This is a genomic window from Seonamhaeicola sp., assembly GCF_028281565.1.
Lineage (GTDB): Bacteria > Bacteroidota > Bacteroidia > Flavobacteriales > Flavobacteriaceae > Seonamhaeicola.
In genome coordinates this window covers 105,192-121,225 of record NZ_JANQJQ010000005.1, presented here as the reverse complement: position 1 = coordinate 121,225, position 16,034 = coordinate 105,192, and the positions used below count along the sequence as shown (strand labels likewise).

Here is a 16,034-nt window from a genome sequence, read left to right as displayed (position 1 = left end):
AATTAGTTATTCAACAATTCTAAAGTCTCTTTACGTTGAATTTTCCCTGAACCAGTTTCAACGAACGCTTTGACCGTGTAAACTGCTTTAGGTTTTTCGTATTTATCCAGATTATCAAAAGCTGAATTATCCAATGGGTCAGAATCGCCCTCAAGAACGAGAACAACCTTGTCACCCAGGGTCTCATCAGGTTCGGAAGCAATAAAAAAGCGTCGGTCTATAGTACTTCTGAGCTTTTTCTCTATCTGTTCCGGAAATACCTTGACCCCTCCTGAATTGATCATATTATCAAATCTGCCTAACCATTGAAATTCGGTTTTGGAATACAGTTTAACAATATCATTGGTTACCACCTTTTCATTAGCCAGATATGGAGCATCTATGACCAAACAAGCCCTTTCATCCTGAGATATTTCAATATTTGGAAGTATTTTAAAATAAAGGTCATGCGGCCTTCCAATATTATTAAGCTTTTTTAAAGCAATATGGGTGACCGTTTCAGTCATCCCGTAAGTAGCATACACCTTACAAGGGCTTTTTTCTATTTGTTTTAAAAGTGCTCCTGAAACGGCTGCCCCGCCGACAATAATAGTTTTAATATTGCTGCAATCTTCAATAGCATTTTTAAGCTGCATAGGGACCATAGCACAAAAATCGTATGCTTTATTGGTATTAAAAACCGGTTTGGAAGCAGGTTCTATTAAATCTATTTCCAGCCCAAGCATGATAGCTCTAACAAGCATCATTCTGCCCGCAATGTAAGTTGTTGGCAAACAATGTAACGCTTTATCGCCAGGCTTTAAATGGAAAAAATCTCCGGTTGCTATGGCAGAATTTACCATAGACTGTTTTTTTACCTTTATAAGTTTAGCGGTTCCTGTAGAACCTGAGGTCTTAACCGTAATGGTGTCGTGTTGATCTAACCAATCCAACAGAAAACTCCCAATATCCCGTTGGTAAGGTTCGCCTTCCTTAACGTAGCTGTAAGCTACTTCCATAAGGTCTTCGTATGAATAATAAATACCGTTTAGTTTAAACCTATTGTGGACTTTATTGTAACTAGGATTCATTGCCAATATCTTCTAAAATTTTATAATCTTCTTTTGGTGGAGGCACAACAGCTCCGAATAATTTATCTTTCCAATGGGTCCATTTATACTTTCTGGAGAGAATAAAAAGCAGTATGGGAAATACAACAAACACCGGAACAAATATTTCCATAAAACCTATTTTTTCAGGGTCTGACATATCTTTTAAAACCGAATGCGTCTGAAAGGCGGTCCAATCGGCCGTTACTAAAAGTGCTGTAAACAAATTATTCGCCGCGTGAAACCCAAGTGCCAGTTCTATACCTTCATCCATTAACGTCATAATACCTAAAAACAAGCCGGTTCCAATATAATAGACCATAACAACGTATCCCAGTTGCTTGACTTCCGGATTGGCAATGTGTAATAAACCAAACACTGCAGATGTAACGATTAGTGGCACCCACTTGTTTCTAACTATGACGCCAATACCTTGCATTAAATAACCTCTAAATAAATATTCCTCAAAGCTGGTCTGTAACGGCACCATGATTATAGCTATTACACACAGAATCAGAAACGGTACCAAATTAAAGTTAAGCTCATAATCTTCCGGCGATATATAATACTCAACTACTATAAAGCCACTGGACACCACGCCCCAAAGAATAAATACAAACCAAAAACGTTTCCAGTCTATCCGTTTTCTGGCTGTGGTTAAATGCGTTAGGGGTTGTTTGTGTAAATATTTAGAAACTAACAAGACAGCTACTAATCCAACGGCAAACGACAATAACATTAAAAATAAACTCAAATTGGGTTCTAAAATCGATAACATTTTAGTTTCGTCTAAGCCGGTCATACCCTCTCCACTACTTACTGCCTTTGCTATAACCGCTACAGTAAACGGAATTTGCCCGATAATAACAGCTATAACTACAATTACAGTACCCACTAAATACCGCCACCAATCGTGTAATACATTAAATGCCTGAGCTATATACATTCTAAAAGTTTTAAGTTAAAAGTTCTAAATTCCAAACCTGCTTTTTATTGTACCGCAATGTACCATTTTTTACTTGTAATGGACTATCAAAATTGTTAGTAAATAAACTACCGGTTCCCAATCCCTGAGGCAAACCGCTCTGTTTCATATACGTGTATTGCGCTATGGCATTGAGTCCGATATTACTTTCTAAAGCACTGGTAATCCACCAACCTGCCTGATTTTGTTCAGCTATTTCTATCCATTCGTCACTACCTCCAAAACCGCCTACCAAACTGGGTTTTAATATAATAAATTGCGGATTTATGGTTTGTATCAATTCACGTTTTTTTGTTACAGAAAAAACACCTATTAATTCTTCATCCAAAGCAATTGGTAAGGGGGTGACTTCACAAAGTTCAGCCATGTCTTCTATTTGTCCTTGTTTTATAGGTTGTTCTATGGAATGTAAATCGAAATCAGCCAGTATTTTTAGTTTCTCCAACGCTTCAGAGGGATCAAAAGCACCATTGGCATCCACCCGCAATTCTATGTCTTTTGAAGTGAACGATGCCCGGATGGATCTTAAAAGATTACACTCTGCCTGAAAATCAATAGCACCAATTTTCATCTTAATGCAACTGAAACCGGCAGCAATTTTGTCTTCAATCTGTTGTTTCATAAAAGCTTCTGAGCCCATCCAGATCAATCCGTTAATGGGAATAGAAGCCTTACTTTGCGTAAATTTAGATGGAAACAGTTCAAAACTGTCCTGAGCATTTAAAGACCGGAACGCAATTTCCAATCCCAACTGAATACTTGGCCATTCTACAAGCTCAGGGACCAAAATATCCAAACCAAGGTTTATATTTTCGCAAGCCCATTTAAGTTTTTTTTCATAATTGGGCCTGTCATCAGTAGATAGCCCTCTGAAAAGTCCGCATTCACCGATACCTTGTTTACCATCTGAATTTAATATAATAAACCAGGTTTCCTTGGTTTTCAGAATACCCCTGGAGGTACCACTGGCCTGCTTGAAATTAAGAATGTATTTTTTATAGGATGCTTTTATCATTTACAGCTCAATAAAGGCTCCTATATCAAGAAGCATCAGATCTTTGCCTTTTTCAAAGAATTTTCTTTTTGCTGCATCATGGTCAATTTCAATATAACCAAAAGTATCATAATGATATCCTAATATTTTATCACACTCAATAAAGTCACTCGCTATAATGGCGTCCTCAATACCCATAGTAAAGTTATCGCCTATGGGTAAAATGGCTAAGTCCAACTTGGTTTGCATTGGGATTAACTTCATATCAAAAGTCAATGCCGTATCTCCTGCTATATAGATATTCTTATGTTCGCCTTCTATTACAAAACCACCTGGTTGTCCGCCGTAACTTCCATCCGGGAAAGAAGAGGTGTGAATGGCGTTTACATATTTCACGGTGCCAAAATCGAAATCCCATTGCCCCCCATGATTCATGGGATGGCCTTCTATGCCAAGATTATTATAATGCGTGACAATCTCGTAATTAGAGATTATTTTAGAACCATTGTGTTTTGCAATAGCTTCCACATCTAAAATATGGTCCTGATGTGCATGGGTAACAAGAATATAATCGGCTTTAAGTGCTTCAATATTGATATTTGAAGCTTTAGAGTTTCCAGTTATAAAAGGGTCTACAAGTATGTCAATTCCCTGTACATGAATGGCTAAACTTGCGTGACCTAAGAATGTGATTTTCATTGTATTCAAAGTTTAAATTTGATACAGAAAATTACAAAAAAAATCTACAATAAATGTCCTATTCCCATAAGAATTGCCAACAATACCGTTGTTAATGCCAACTTTTTTAATTCGGGGTCCAGTAGCTTAGGGTCTGTGGTTTTATCCACCTTAACCAAATGTAGTATTAATGGAATATAAGCTACCATAAAAATCAGGTTGTAAAGCGATGTATAATATAATATTCCAAACAATCCTGATAAAACAATAGCTAAAATAATTAAAGCAAAATGATATCGTTGTACCCCTTTTTGTCCCAATTTAACTGCCAAAGTCATTTTGTTGGATTTTTCATCGGAAACTTTATCGCGCATGTTGTTCAAATTAAGCACGGCGGCACTTAACAAACCAATGGTGCATGCCGGCAGAAAAGTAACATGGTCTATGGTTTTGACATACAAAACATAACAACCGCAAACACTCACCAAACCAAAAAATACGAAGACAAAAACATCCCCTAATCCTTTATACCCGTAAGCATTGCCTCCAACCGTATAGCGAATGGCTGCCACAATACTTATGATACCCAGTACAAAGAAAATCAAGGTAAGTAAAAAGTGATGTACACCAAAAGCAGTAAATATCAATGTAAGCGCTAAAGCAATAGAGATCAACACATTTAATTTGATGGCATTGAACATGTCTTCCGGAGAGATCTTCCCGGTTTGAATAGCTCGTTCCGGACCAATCCTATCATTATTATCTGTTCCTTTAATACCATCGCCATAGTCATTTGCCAGGTTTGACAGTATCTGCAAACTTAAGGTGGTTAAAATAGCCAGGACAAAAATTTTCCAATTAAAACAGCCGTTATATTCGGCTAAACAAGAAGCAATAATAATCCCTGAAACTGATAAAGGCAATGTGCGCAAGCGCATGGTTGAAATCCAAACTGAAATATGCCTCATATTATGGAATCCATTTTTTTTCAAAGTTAGGAGGTCTTTTTTCTAAAAACGCATTGCGTCCCTCTTTGGCTTCCTCTGTCATATAAGCCAACCTGGTAGCTTCTCCTGCAAATACCTGTTGCCCTACCATACCGTCGTCTGTTAAATTCATGGCGAATTTAAGCATCTTGATAGAAGTAGGTGATTTTGCCAATATCTCCTGAGCCCACTGGTAAGCAGTGTCTTCTAACTCTTCATGAGGCACAACCTTGTTGACCATTCCCATTTCAAAAGCTTCCTGTGCTGAATAGTTTCTCCCTAGAAAGAATATTTCCCGCGCCTTTTTCTGTCCGACCATTTTGGCCAGATAAGCTGATCCATACCCGCCGTCAAAACTGGTTACGTCGGCATCTGTTTGTTTAAAAATAGCATGCTCTTTACTTGCAAGTGTCAGATCGCAAACTACATGCAGACTATGACCGCCACCAACTGCCCAACCCGGAACCACAGCGATTACTGCCTTCGGCATAAACCGGATCAACCTTTGTACTTCTAAAATGTTTAAACGGTGATACCCATCTTCCCCAACATAACCCTGATGCCCTCTGGCTTTTTGATCCCCTCCACTACAGAAAGCATACACCCCGTCTTTGGTTGAAGGCCCTTCGGCAGAAAGCAATACAACACCAATATTTACATCTTCATTAGCATCATAAAAAGCATCGTAAAGCTCGCTGGTTGTTTTCGGCCTGAAAGCATTCCTAACATTGGGGCGATTAAACGCAATGCGGGCCACCCCATTGCATTTTTTATAGGTAATATCTTCATAGGCTTTGGCAGTTACCCAATTAGCTTTTTCCATCCTGTTAGTTTTGTTGGTCAAAAATAAATTTATTTAAACAAATAGTTCACTATTAGCTAAATAATTTTTATATCAAAATATTAACAGCATGTTTGGAATATTAAGCCAACATTAAATAACGATCAAAAAATGAAAATAAGTAGCAAACACTTTGCTTTGTAGTATTTTTTTTAATATTTTCGCTTTTGATTTACATAAAATCGGAATAATTTGCATTTTAGCGATTTAAAATGTATTTTGCCGATAACATAACCCCAACCCTTATGTTATTAACAATAGTACTTTTTGTTTCAGCACTAGTTGTAATTAATTTATTGTTGCTAAAATTTAGTGTTAACAAAACTAACAAGCCTTCAAAGGTTAACAAAAAACCAATTGTACTTAATCCGGATATTTCAGTAACTACCGGTTCTGAAGAAAAATTGGCCCCAACAGGAAGTTAATTTTTAAGGCTTACATTAAAATCACCACTGAATTGGAGGAATCCCTAAGCCTCCCAGAATAGTATTCGCTCTACTAAAATGCCTGTTCCCAAACCAGTATCCCCTGTTGGCACTTAACGGTGAAGGATGTCCGGAAGTTAAAATATGATGCTTCGTTCCGTCAATCAATCTTATTTTCTGTTTGGCAAAACCGCCCCAAAGCATGAATATAATATCAGATTTATGTTCACTAATGGTCCTTATAACAGCATCAGTAAAGGTTTCCCAACCTTTTTTTTGATGGCTCCCCGCCTGATGCGCTCTTACCGTAAGTGTTGCATTTAAAAGCATAACACCCTGCTCAGACCAACGTAATAAATCGCCACTTTCAGGGTAAGGATTTTTTAAGTCCTGCTCAATTTCCTTAAAAATATTTATTAATGATGGCGGATGTTCTATACCGGCATTCACCGAAAAACACAAACCATTGGCTTGTCCATAACCGTGATAAGGGTCCTGACCAATGATTACTACTTTAACATCATTAAAATGACAGTGATTAAAGGCGTTAAATATCTTTTTCCCCGGTGGGAAACACGTGTGATTTTTATATTCAAACTTTACAAAATCAACTAAATCTTTAAAATACGGCTTGTTAAACTCCGGTTCTAAATAAGGTTTCCAACTTGGGTGAATCTCTACATTCATAATATTAATATCTAATATCAAACTAAAATAATATTATCTTCGGTGGAAATAAAAATTTTTTAGATTGAAACGTGTGAAAAAATTAAAGTTTCCTACTGCACAAACCATTTTACTTAGTATTGCCGCTTTAACAGCTGTTCTTACCTGGTTGGTTCCGTCAGGTAAATTTGATACCTTAACCTATAATAAAGCCGAAGATCATTTTGTCAGAACCAGTTTGGACCAAACCAAAACTTTAGAAGCCTCCCAGGAAACTTTAAATACACTCGAAATTAAAATTCCTTTGGAAAAATTCACCAATGGTGATATTTGGAAACCCATTAGTATACCCAATACCTATAAAAAGGTAGCAGCAACGCCGCAAGGCCTTATAGCCTTTATTAAGTCACCTATAAAAGGTATTATTAAAGCTTCTGATATTATTTTCCTGGTGCTATTTATTGGAGGCCTTATAGGCATCATGAACCATACCGGGGCCTTTGATGCCGGTATCTCATGGCTTGCAGCCACCTTAAGGGGCCATGAATATATTTTAATTATTCTGGTTACAATGCTTATTGCTGTTGGCGGAACAACGTTCGGACTTGCTGAAGAAACCATTGCCTTCTACCCTATTTTGATCCCGATTTTCTTAGCTGCCAAATATGATGCTATGGTGGCTCTGGCCTGTATTTATATAGGCTCCTCGATTGGTACCATGTGTTCTACGGTAAATCCGTTCAGCGCCATTATCGCTTCTGATGCTGCAGGCATTAACTGGACAACCGGTTTAACCGCGAGAATTGTTATGTGGGCCATTGGATTGGCTACTTGTATCCTATATATTTTAAGATATGCAAAACGCGTAAAAAACGACCCGACAAGATCTGTGATCTATGACCAAAAGGAAGCCATAGAATCTTTATTTAAAAATAACATTAGCGCATCTAAAAAGCTCACCTCTCAATTAATAGCTATATTAGTTGTATTCGCCTTGTGCTTTATAGTGATGGTGGCCGGTGTATCTCTTTTAGGCTGGTGGTTTGAAGAAATGATAGCTGTCTTTTTCGTTGGTGCTATTTTGATTGGAATCATCGGACAAATTAAAGAATATACTTTTGTTGAAACCTTTGTAAAAGGTGCCGGTGACTTATTAGGAGTAGCTATTATTATTGGAATTGCAAGAGGGGTTTCAGTACTCATGGACGACGGCCAAATAAGTGACACCATGTTATATTATGCCAGTACCGCTACAAACGATATGAATAAAGGCCTGTTCATTAATGCCATGCTATACATTTACGGGGGGTTATCGTTTTTTATTCCATCGTCCTCAGGCATGGCCGTTTTAACCATGCCAATAATGTCACCCCTGGCCGATGGTGTTGGCATTGGCAGAGAGTTGATTGTAAATGCCTATCAATACGGCATGGGCTTATTTGCTTTTATTAACCCAACCGGATTGATCTTAGCATCATTGGCTATCGTAAAAGTGGGTTATGACAAATGGTTGAAGTTTGTTATGCCTTTGGTCATTATCCTGGTCATTTTCACCATGCTGGTATTAACAGTTTCCGTTTATTTGTAGCTAACTAGTTTAGAATATTTGAAAGCAATTCTTTTAACAGGTCTCCTTGCGGAACGGCATTGGCACCAACGCCTTTACTCTTCACGTCAAACCTGCGCAACGTAGCAACCACCGCACTTACTTTTCGCATGGGATAATTTTTTGCTGCGGTGATATACTCATTCACAAAGTATGGGTTTACTCTTAGAGCCGACGCCACATTTCTGGGGGATTTATCGTTTAATCCGTGAAAATGAAGTAACTGTGAAAAGAAGTTAAACAACAATGACACCGTAACTACCATAGGATTGTCCTTTGGATTTTCAGCAAAGTAATTGACTATTCTGTAGGCCTTAACTGCGTTCTTTTCTCCAATGGCTTTGCGTAATTCAAAATTGTTAAAGTCTTTACTGATACCAATGTTTTCTTCAATATGCTCCGGCGAAATTTGAGTGCCTTTGGATAAGATAATTTGAAGTTTTTCCAGCTCATTATTAATCTTACTCAGATCGGTTCCCAAAAACTCTACAAGCATTTGGGCAGCTTTAGGTGAAATGGTATAGCCTTTGGGTGATAAAACCCGGCGTATCCAGTCAGCTACCTGGTTTTCGTATAGTTTTTTGCTTTCATAAACAACACCGGTTTTCTTAAGGATTTTATACAGGGCCTTTCGTTTGTCAATTTTCTTGTACTTATAATTAACCACTAAAACCGTTGTGGGTTGCGGATTTTCTGCGTAGGCAGCCAACTTCTCTATGGTACGCGATAAATCCTGGGCTTCTTTTACAATAACCACCTGATGTTCTGCCATCATCGGAAATCGTTTGGCGTTTCCAACTATATCTTCAACAGACACATCGCGCCCATACAAAACCATTTGGTTAAACCCCCGTTCTTCTTCTGCCAGCACATTATCTTCAATAAAATCCGAGATCTTATCGATATAGTATGGTTCTTCGCCCATTAAAAAATAAATGGGTTTCAGGTTTTTATTTTTGATATCGGTTACTAATTGTTTGACTTCGTCCAAAGGCTCAATATTTTATTGGTGTTGTCAGTTCGAGTTATGTTCTTTAAAAGAACGAAGTATCCGGAACTTCCCGATAATATTTTCTTTCGAAAATCACTCGAAGTGACATTATAATTCTAAATTTGTGTGGTGCAAAAACTAAATTTCCCTACATATTCGTTTCGATTCAAAAATAACGAAAATAAAGTTTCTATTTTCGATGGCATCCGTAAAAAGTTCGTGGTTCTCCAACCTGAAGAGTGGGTGCGTCAGCATTGTGTTCAGTACCTGATTCATGAAAAAAAATATCCTAACTCGTTGATCAATGTTGAGAAAGAACTGACCGTTAATGACTTAAAAAAACGCTATGATATTGTTATTTTTAATACCGATGGCAGCATTCATTTAATTGTTGAATGCAAAGCTCCAAAAGTTGCTATCAATCAAACCACATTTGATCAAATTGCACGATATAACCTGGTTTTAAATGCCAGCTATTTAATGGTAACTAACGGATTAAATCATTATTATTGCCAAATGGATTTTGAAAATGAGCGTTATAATTTTTTAAAAGATATTCCTGAGTACTCTAAATGAACATAGCCGTAGTCATATTAAACTGGAATGGTAAAAACTTGTTAGCACAGTTTTTACCTTCGGTTATAGCACACTCTAAGGAAGCTACTGTTTATGTTGCCGATAATGCTTCCACTGACGATTCAGTAGCTTTTGTTAAATCAAACTATCCCTCGGTCCGGATCATTCAAAATAAAGAAAACGGCGGTTATGCCAAAGGTTACAATGATGCTTTAAAAGATTTAAACGAAGATGTTTTTTGTTTGCTCAACAGTGATATTGAGGTTACTGAAAACTGGTTAGCTCCTGTCATTGAAATTTTTAAGGCAGAACCAAACACCGCTATTATTCAGCCAAAATTATTAGACTTCAAACGAAAGGACTATTTTGAATACGCCGGGGCCGCAGGTGGGTTTATTGATAAATATGGCTATCCCTATTGCCGTGGCAGAATTTTTAACACCCTGGAAAAGGACACCGGACAATACAATAATAACGCCGCTATTTTTTGGGCATCCGGAGCTTGTCTATTTATAAGAAACCGGGTATTCCATGAACTTAACGGATTTGACGAAACCTTTTTTGCTCACATGGAAGAAATAGACCTTTGCTGGCGTGCTAAAAACTCAGGTTACTTTGTTAAGTATACCGGTACTTCAAAAGTGTATCATGTGGGTGGTGCCACCTTAAAAAACACGAACCCCAAAAAGACATTTCTCAATTTCAGAAATAGTTTATTCGCCTTAACTAAAAATGCCAAAGGGGCTTTGTTTCCACTCGTTTTTATTCGACTCATTTTAGATGGTATTGCCGGTATAAAGTTTTTGTTAGAATTCAAGCCCAGGCACACATTTGCCGTCATAAAGGCACATTTCAGTTTCTACAATAATTTAAGACTATTATTAAAAAAGCGAAAATCTGTAGAAAACAGGATAAAATATTATCAAAGAACATCCATTGTGATTGATTATTTCGTAAATAACAAGACCAATTACCACAGTTTATAAATACTTAGCAAAAGTTTTGTTAACATTAGTAAATTAAGTGGTTTTTTGCATATTTTTGCACAATCAACTAAATAAATTAATCCGTAATTTTCTTATAATCCATTATGAAAAAACTTTTATTATTCAGCTTATCATCATTATTAGTGTTAAGCTCATGTGTTTCTAAAAAAGAATTCACCGCGCTACAGGAAAAACAAAAAGAAACTCAAGATTTATTAAATTCTGCAACCGTTAAATTAAACTCTTGTTTAGAAGAAAAGGCCTCGGCAACAGCTAAAGCAGAAGTTCTGGAAGGTCAGGTAGACGGCTTAAAAAAGCAAATTGACAATTTACAAATCATATCTTCTAAAAGTGCAAGCAGTATAGAAAAAACGCTTGAAAGCCTTCAGGAGAAAGATCTTAAAATTACGCGTTTACAGGATGCCATTACCAAAAAAGACAGTGTTACTTTAGCTTTGGTAACCAGCTTAAAACGTGAGGTTGGAATTAACGACCCGGATATTGAGGTTAGTGTAGAAAAAGGTGTTGTATTTATTTCTATTGCAGATAAATTATTGTTTAAAAGCGGTAGTTATAATGTAACGTCTCAAGCTAAGGACGTACTTGCCAAAGTAGCTAAAGTTATAAACAGCAAGCCGGATTTTGAAGCTATGATCGAAGGTCATACTGATAATGTGTCTTACAGAAAAGAGCCTTTATTGGATAACTGGGATTTAAGTGTTAAGCGTTCTACATCTATCATCAGAGTGCTACAGGAATTAGGTGTGAACCCTAAACAACTTATTGCTGCCGGTCGTGCAGAATTTGTACCTTTAGTAGATAACGATACTGCCGAAAACAGAGCTAAGAACAGACGTACACGTGTTGTTGTATTACCAAAAATCGATCAGTTCTATGACATGATTGAAAAAGAAATGAAAAACCTTTCTGCCGCTGGTAACTAATCAGCACTTCAAATAAAAAAATAAAAAAGCTCAACCTAAGGTTGAGCTTTTTTATCTTCAAGTCGCTATCAATCAATTTCTGACTATAACAAAATTATATAGCAGATATAATAAATTCACTTCTTCTATTCTTCTGATGTTCGGCGTCTGAACATTTTGTGTTATTATCACAATTATTCAATAGTTGCGTTTCGCCATAGCCTTTTCCGCTAAGCCTATCTTCATTAATACCTCTGCTAACCAAATAATCTATGGTTGCTTTCGCCCTTTTGTCAGAAAGAAGTAGGTTATACGCATCATCGGCTCTACTATCGGTATATGAACGCACATCTACTTGTAAATTGGCGTGTTGCTGCATGGCCGCAACGACCTTTTCCAATTCCACCCTGGCATCATCCCTGATCACAGCACTATCAAAATCAAAATATATGTGCTGGATGTTTAGCATTTTAGCCAAATCTGCATTCTCACTTAATTCAAACACGTTACGCGTCAACTGAAAATCCGCCTGATAACTATCCTGTCCTTTGCCAATAAATTTATCTGTTGTATCATACCCTTTTTTACTTATCCTAACAGTATGGGGTTCAAACTTGTTGATAATGGCCATATACCGTCCGTTTTCGTCGCTTTTTATTGTTTCGGACAAGCCGGTATCTTTATTTATTATCTCTATGGTAGCGTTCGCTATAGGGTCTGCTGATTCTTCATTAGTAATTTTACCACTTAAAGAGGCCTCTAACAGTTGACTTATCGGCTTTGTTTCCTTAAAGCTAAAAATATTGTCTATCTGGTCTCTGTTGGAACTAAAAAAACCTGTTTTATCTTCTGTATTGATAGAAAAAGCAAAATCATCTGCCGGCCCATTGACCGGTCCTCCCACATTAAGTAATTGCATGCCCTGTTTTTTCAGATCCATATAAAAGACATCATAGCCTCCAAGACCAAAGTGCCCATCCGAAGAAAAATAAAGCTCATAGCCATTTGTAATAAACGGAAAAGATTCCCTTCCCCTGGTATTTATTTCCGGCCCTAAATTTATGGGTTTCCCCAAAGATCCATTTTCATTTATGGCAACCGAAAAAATATCGGTTTGTCCAATAGAAGCAGGCATGTCGGATGCAAAGTACAATACTTTATCATCCGGGCTTAAAGCAGGATGCGCATTGGAATAATTGTCTCCATTAATAGACAAATCTTCTATATTAGTCCATTCACCGTCTACCTTGGTGGCCCTGTAAATCTTTAGTTGAACCTTTTCTTTTTTACTTTTCTTGATTCTAGGGGTATTGTTCGTCCTGGTAAAGTATAATGTCTTACCATCACTTGTAATGGCCGCGGAAGACTCATGAAATTTGGTGTTTACGTCTCCCTCAACCGGTTCAACCTCACCGTACGTTTTTCCCTCTCTATTATAGGCAACGCTATAAATATCTAAAAAAGGCTCCTTATTCCAGGCGTCAATTGCAGGCCTGTGCTTTAGGTTTCGGGTTGAAGCGAAATAAAATGTATCCTCATATAGGAACCCTCCATAATCCGTACCTTCAGAATTTAATGGTAAAGGTTCAATGTCATACCTATTACTATTTTCCCTTATGATGGTTAAGTAATCTAAGGACGAAGAAAACTCATCGCTGAGGACTCCTGATTTATTTAAATAGGTATCAAACATACGCTCAGCTTCCTTTTCTAAGCCTAAAGCTTTTAAAGATTGTGAATATCTGAGAAAGTATTCAAACTCAGAGCCACCATTATTTAATGCAAAAAGCGCCTTATACCATCTTGCCGCCTCCTGATAATTAGCCTTAAAATAATAGGTGTTTCCAAGTTTCTGAAATAGCTCTTCAGATTGGTACCCAGACTCTGCTACCTGCAAATAAATTGCTGCAGCATCTATATAAGCGAAACCGTCGTATTGTTTATTCGCTTTATTTAGTTTCCTTGTTTGTCCGTAACTTATTAGGCCTGCCAATAGCAGTGCACTAAATAATAATTTGATAAATCGTTTTTTCATCTGATCTTAATATTAAATGTCCACTTCATTTAGAAAAAGCGGGGTGATGTCCTGCCTTTTACTGCGTTGGAGATCTGAAACCTCAGAAATACTTCATGGGACCCCGAATTATAGCGGACCAACTCGGTAGTACCAAAATCATAGGCATAACCAATCATTAGGTTCCTGGAGATCTGAAAACCTGCCAAGGCACTCACCGCAGCATTTAAGCGGTAAGAAGCCCCCAACGTAAAGGTATCGTTCAGTAAAAAGTTAGCAGATAAGTCGTAAGCCAATGGCGCTCCGGAAACCACTTTAACCAATGTAGCCGGTTTGAATTTTAAACGGTCATTTAACTGAAAGACATAGCCTCCAATTAAATAGAAGTGCAAACGTTCTGAAGCCGTAGACACTGCTACTTGGTCATAGTGTTCCGTACGCAGCATATTAGGTACTGATGCACCTACATACCAATTATGGGAATAAATAAAGCTACCCAAACCTATTTGCGGTGCCAGACGATTTACATTTACCTGAAACTGATCATCAATGGGATCAAAGGTGTTTAACTTTGTATAATCCACTTGTAACGAATGTAACCCGGCACTGATACCAAATGCAAAGTCAACATCTTTGCTAATTGGAAGTACATAAGACATAGCCGCTGAGACATAAAGTTCTTCTGACGGCCCAATCTCATCATTAATAACAGTCAAACCCAGGGCGTTATTACTCTTCATTGGTGTGCTAAAAGTGAACACCTGTGTTTTTGGTGCGCCATCCAGGCCAACCCATTGTGTGCGGTGTAATAAATTAAAATTAAGTGTATTATTACTACCAGCATAAGCAGGGTTAAAAGAGGCCGTGTTATACATGTATTGTGTATACTGAGGGTCTTGTTGGGCCCTTGCCGTATACTGACATATAAGCACGATACCTATCAATATATATTTTATATTTTTCATGTTTTTAATTTTAAACTAATGATATTAAACAGAGATTTAATGATCATCTTTATTTATATACAGGTATCCTGCCTTTTTAACAGCCTGGGACGTGCTTCCTACCCCTGCCGTGTAATTAATAATATAGAAATACGTACCCGTTGGAAGTTGCTCATTTTTACTTATTGTTAATGAGCCCCTGGAGGTACCATCAAAAACATTATCAGAATTATTATAACCCGACGTTTCGAAAACTTTAGCACCCCAACGATTGAAAATCTGCACGGTATTATCCGGATGTCTTTCCAAACCATCAATTAAGAAGAAATCGTTGTCACCATCTCCGTTAGGTGATAAACCGTTGTAAATTACCACGCCTCCGGGCAATACCAGCTCTTCCTCTACCCTGGCCAATGTATAGACGCCATAGCCCGATACATTTGTTATGGTTGTAACGGTCTGGCTCAGGTCATCCACAATACCGCCTTCATCCACCCAAAACCCTTCATCGGCATCCCAGCGTACAATATGTATGGCCGAGGTAGGACTGGCAGAAATAGCTGCCGGTGTGGTGTCATCACTCCAGCCTAAAGTTAATACGACATCAGAATTACCCTGCTCCCTATTGAGTATCCAGTATTCGGCATCGTTTATTAATTCTATCACACCGGCTGTTAAGCTATGAGGATAAGCGGTATTACTATTTTCCAGAACGTATCTGGAAGAAAAAATATCCGTCGCGTTATCCGGTGCGGAAATGGTTGCATTCCTGTAAAAACCGCTGTCTCCAATAGGAAAATCAAATGTGGTATCACCTCTTTTATGTACCAGTCCGTCCACATGGCTATCATCGGATGTACTGACATGATCGGCCAGCTGCTCAAAAATAATGCTACCGCCAAACCCTTCGGTCCGTACGACACCAAAATTAAACTCAGCTTCGTTTACAACACTTATATGGCCACTTAACTCGAAAGCTGTTTGTGCCGTTCCATTATTAAATAAAACATTGTAAAATTCACTAATTTCACTACCTGTTATTTGCTGGACCGCCAGACCTTCAAAACGTGTGAATCCGTCGTTTGCCGCATCAACAAACGATATCAGCCCGTCATTATTAAAATTGGAATAGATGAAAAGTTCACCATCGTTCATCAGTGAGCCCGTTGCCGTGTTATTAAAATCACTTAGGGTAGAGACTTGGGTACCGGGGGTGATTACAAGTTGTCCCGTATTACTCACTTGAGCTTGTAGGGAGACCACCCCTGCCGCTGCAAGCAGCAGGAATGCACTCCATCCTTTTTGGACTATTATTTTTGGTATTTGCATAC

16 protein-coding genes are annotated in these 16,034 nt (G+C 37.8%); 5 read left to right on the top strand and 11 right to left on the bottom strand.

Annotated elements, in window-relative coordinates; all coding sequences use genetic code 11:
* Nucleotides 1-2 precede the first annotated feature (2 nt).
* Genes Q0983_RS01550 through Q0983_RS01525 form a run of 6 tightly spaced genes read right to left on the bottom strand, consistent with a single transcriptional unit; the run spans nucleotide 3 to nucleotide 5,554 of the window.
* Nucleotides 3-1,070, bottom strand: coding sequence for an AMP-binding protein (locus Q0983_RS01550; protein ID WP_299547713.1), 1,068 nt, complete (start codon nucleotides 1,068-1,070; stop codon nucleotides 3-5).
* Nucleotides 1,060-2,034, bottom strand: coding sequence for a CPBP family intramembrane glutamic endopeptidase (locus Q0983_RS01545; protein WP_299547710.1), 975 nt, complete (start codon nucleotides 2,032-2,034; stop codon nucleotides 1,060-1,062). The genes Q0983_RS01550 and Q0983_RS01545 overlap by 11 nt, the downstream gene beginning before the upstream one ends.
* Nucleotides 2,035-2,044: 10 nt before the next feature.
* Complete coding sequence (locus Q0983_RS01540; protein ID WP_299547707.1) at nucleotides 2,045-3,088, bottom strand: o-succinylbenzoate synthase; 1,044 nt, start codon at nucleotides 3,086-3,088, stop codon at nucleotides 2,045-2,047.
* Nucleotides 3,089-3,766 carry a metal-dependent hydrolase gene (locus tag Q0983_RS01535; RefSeq protein WP_299547704.1) on the bottom strand — a complete coding sequence of 226 codons (678 nt, stop codon included), beginning with the start codon at nucleotides 3,764-3,766 and terminating at the stop codon, nucleotides 3,089-3,091. It lies immediately after the preceding gene.
* Nucleotides 3,767-3,810: 44 nt separating this feature from the next.
* Entirely contained in the window at nucleotides 3,811-4,713 is a 903-nt protein-coding gene (gene menA / locus Q0983_RS01530; RefSeq protein ID WP_299547701.1) for a 1,4-dihydroxy-2-naphthoate octaprenyltransferase, read from the bottom strand.
* A gap of 1 nt (nucleotide 4,714) precedes the next feature.
* Nucleotides 4,715-5,554: a 1,4-dihydroxy-2-naphthoyl-CoA synthase gene (locus Q0983_RS01525; protein ID WP_299547698.1), complete on the bottom strand. Its 840-nt coding sequence runs from the start codon at nucleotides 5,552-5,554 to the stop codon at nucleotides 4,715-4,717.
* A gap of 263 nt (nucleotides 5,555-5,817) precedes the next feature.
* On the opposite strand from Q0983_RS01525, the gene Q0983_RS01520 reads away from it, so the two are divergent.
* Nucleotides 5,818-5,997 (top strand): hypothetical protein, encoded by a 180-nt coding sequence (locus tag Q0983_RS01520; RefSeq protein WP_299547695.1) that lies wholly within the window; start codon nucleotides 5,818-5,820, stop codon nucleotides 5,995-5,997.
* Between the two features lie 21 nt (nucleotides 5,998-6,018).
* Here Q0983_RS01520 and ung read toward each other — a convergent pair whose 3' ends face one another.
* Nucleotides 6,019-6,684 carry a uracil-DNA glycosylase gene (gene ung / locus Q0983_RS01515; protein ID WP_299547692.1) on the bottom strand — a complete coding sequence of 222 codons (666 nt, stop codon included), beginning with the start codon at nucleotides 6,682-6,684 and terminating at the stop codon, nucleotides 6,019-6,021.
* A 73-nt stretch (nucleotides 6,685-6,757) separates the two neighbouring features.
* Here ung and Q0983_RS01510 point away from each other — a divergent pair, with 73 nt between their 5' ends.
* Nucleotides 6,758-8,251, top strand: a complete 1,494-nt coding sequence (locus Q0983_RS01510) for a YfcC family protein (protein ID WP_299547689.1) — start codon at nucleotides 6,758-6,760, stop codon at nucleotides 8,249-8,251.
* 4 nt (nucleotides 8,252-8,255) lie between these two features.
* On the opposite strand, the gene holA is transcribed toward Q0983_RS01510, so the two are convergent.
* Nucleotides 8,256-9,260: a DNA polymerase III subunit delta gene (holA, locus tag Q0983_RS01505; protein ID WP_299547686.1), complete on the bottom strand. Its 1,005-nt coding sequence runs from the start codon at nucleotides 9,258-9,260 to the stop codon at nucleotides 8,256-8,258.
* A gap of 129 nt (nucleotides 9,261-9,389) precedes the next feature.
* On the opposite strand from holA, the gene Q0983_RS01500 reads away from it, so the two are divergent.
* The 3 genes from Q0983_RS01500 (at nucleotide 9,390) to Q0983_RS01490 (ending at nucleotide 11,766) form a co-directional block, all read left to right on the top strand.
* Nucleotides 9,390-9,836, top strand: a complete 447-nt coding sequence (locus Q0983_RS01500) for a type I restriction enzyme HsdR N-terminal domain-containing protein (RefSeq protein ID WP_299547683.1) — start codon at nucleotides 9,390-9,392, stop codon at nucleotides 9,834-9,836.
* Nucleotides 9,833-10,822 carry a glycosyltransferase family 2 protein gene (locus tag Q0983_RS01495; RefSeq protein ID WP_299547681.1) on the top strand — a complete coding sequence of 330 codons (990 nt, stop codon included), beginning with the start codon at nucleotides 9,833-9,835 and terminating at the stop codon, nucleotides 10,820-10,822. The genes Q0983_RS01500 and Q0983_RS01495 overlap by 4 nt, the downstream gene beginning before the upstream one ends.
* A 104-nt stretch (nucleotides 10,823-10,926) precedes the next feature.
* Entirely contained in the window at nucleotides 10,927-11,766 is an 840-nt protein-coding gene (locus tag Q0983_RS01490) for an OmpA family protein (RefSeq protein WP_299547678.1), read from the top strand.
* Nucleotides 11,767-11,860: 94 nt separating this feature from the next.
* Here Q0983_RS01490 and Q0983_RS01485 read toward each other — a convergent pair whose 3' ends face one another.
* The 3 genes from Q0983_RS01485 to Q0983_RS01475 are packed head-to-tail and all read right to left on the bottom strand — an operon-like array spanning nucleotide 11,861 to nucleotide 16,032.
* Nucleotides 11,861-13,780, bottom strand: a complete 1,920-nt coding sequence (locus Q0983_RS01485; protein WP_299547675.1) for an OmpA family protein — start codon at nucleotides 13,778-13,780, stop codon at nucleotides 11,861-11,863.
* Between the two features lie 29 nt (nucleotides 13,781-13,809).
* A complete protein-coding gene (locus tag Q0983_RS01480) occupies nucleotides 13,810-14,724 on the bottom strand; it encodes a type IX secretion system membrane protein PorP/SprF (RefSeq protein WP_299547672.1) in 915 nt (304 codons plus the stop codon).
* A 36-nt stretch (nucleotides 14,725-14,760) separates the two neighbouring features.
* On the bottom strand, nucleotides 14,761-16,032 hold the full coding sequence (locus Q0983_RS01475; RefSeq protein WP_299547669.1) for a gliding motility-associated C-terminal domain-containing protein: 1,272 nt from the start codon (nucleotides 16,030-16,032) through the stop codon (nucleotides 14,761-14,763).
* Nucleotides 16,033-16,034: the final 2 nt, after the last annotated feature.

Bases quoted from the DNA above. Each gene is read 5' to 3' on its own strand.
- Q0983_RS01545 (WP_299547710.1), bottom strand. From the start codon at position 2,034: ATGTATATAGCTCAGGCATTTAATGTATTACACGATTGGTGGCGGTAT.
- Q0983_RS01550 (WP_299547713.1), bottom strand. From the start codon at position 1,070: ATGAATCCTAGTTACAATAAAGTCCACAATAGGTTTAAACTAAACGGT.
- ung (WP_299547692.1), bottom strand. From the start codon at position 6,684: ATGAATGTAGAGATTCACCCAAGTTGGAAACCTTATTTAGAACCGGAG.
- Q0983_RS01520 (WP_299547695.1), top strand. From the start codon at position 5,818: ATGTTATTAACAATAGTACTTTTTGTTTCAGCACTAGTTGTAATTAAT.
- Q0983_RS01495 (WP_299547681.1), top strand. From the start codon at position 9,833: ATGAACATAGCCGTAGTCATATTAAACTGGAATGGTAAAAACTTGTTA.
- Q0983_RS01540 (WP_299547707.1), bottom strand. From the start codon at position 3,088: ATGATAAAAGCATCCTATAAAAAATACATTCTTAATTTCAAGCAGGCC.
- Q0983_RS01490 (WP_299547678.1), top strand. From the start codon at position 10,927: ATGAAAAAACTTTTATTATTCAGCTTATCATCATTATTAGTGTTAAGC.
- Q0983_RS01480 (WP_299547672.1), bottom strand. From the start codon at position 14,724: ATGAAAAATATAAAATATATATTGATAGGTATCGTGCTTATATGTCAG.
- Q0983_RS01535 (WP_299547704.1), bottom strand. From the start codon at position 3,766: ATGAAAATCACATTCTTAGGTCACGCAAGTTTAGCCATTCATGTACAG.
- menA (WP_299547701.1), bottom strand. From the start codon at position 4,713: ATGAGGCATATTTCAGTTTGGATTTCAACCATGCGCTTGCGCACATTG.
- Q0983_RS01485 (WP_299547675.1), bottom strand. From the start codon at position 13,780: ATGAAAAAACGATTTATCAAATTATTATTTAGTGCACTGCTATTGGCA.
- Q0983_RS01475 (WP_299547669.1), bottom strand. From the start codon at position 16,032: ATGCAAATACCAAAAATAATAGTCCAAAAAGGATGGAGTGCATTCCTG.
- Q0983_RS01525 (WP_299547698.1), bottom strand. From the start codon at position 5,554: ATGGAAAAAGCTAATTGGGTAACTGCCAAAGCCTATGAAGATATTACC.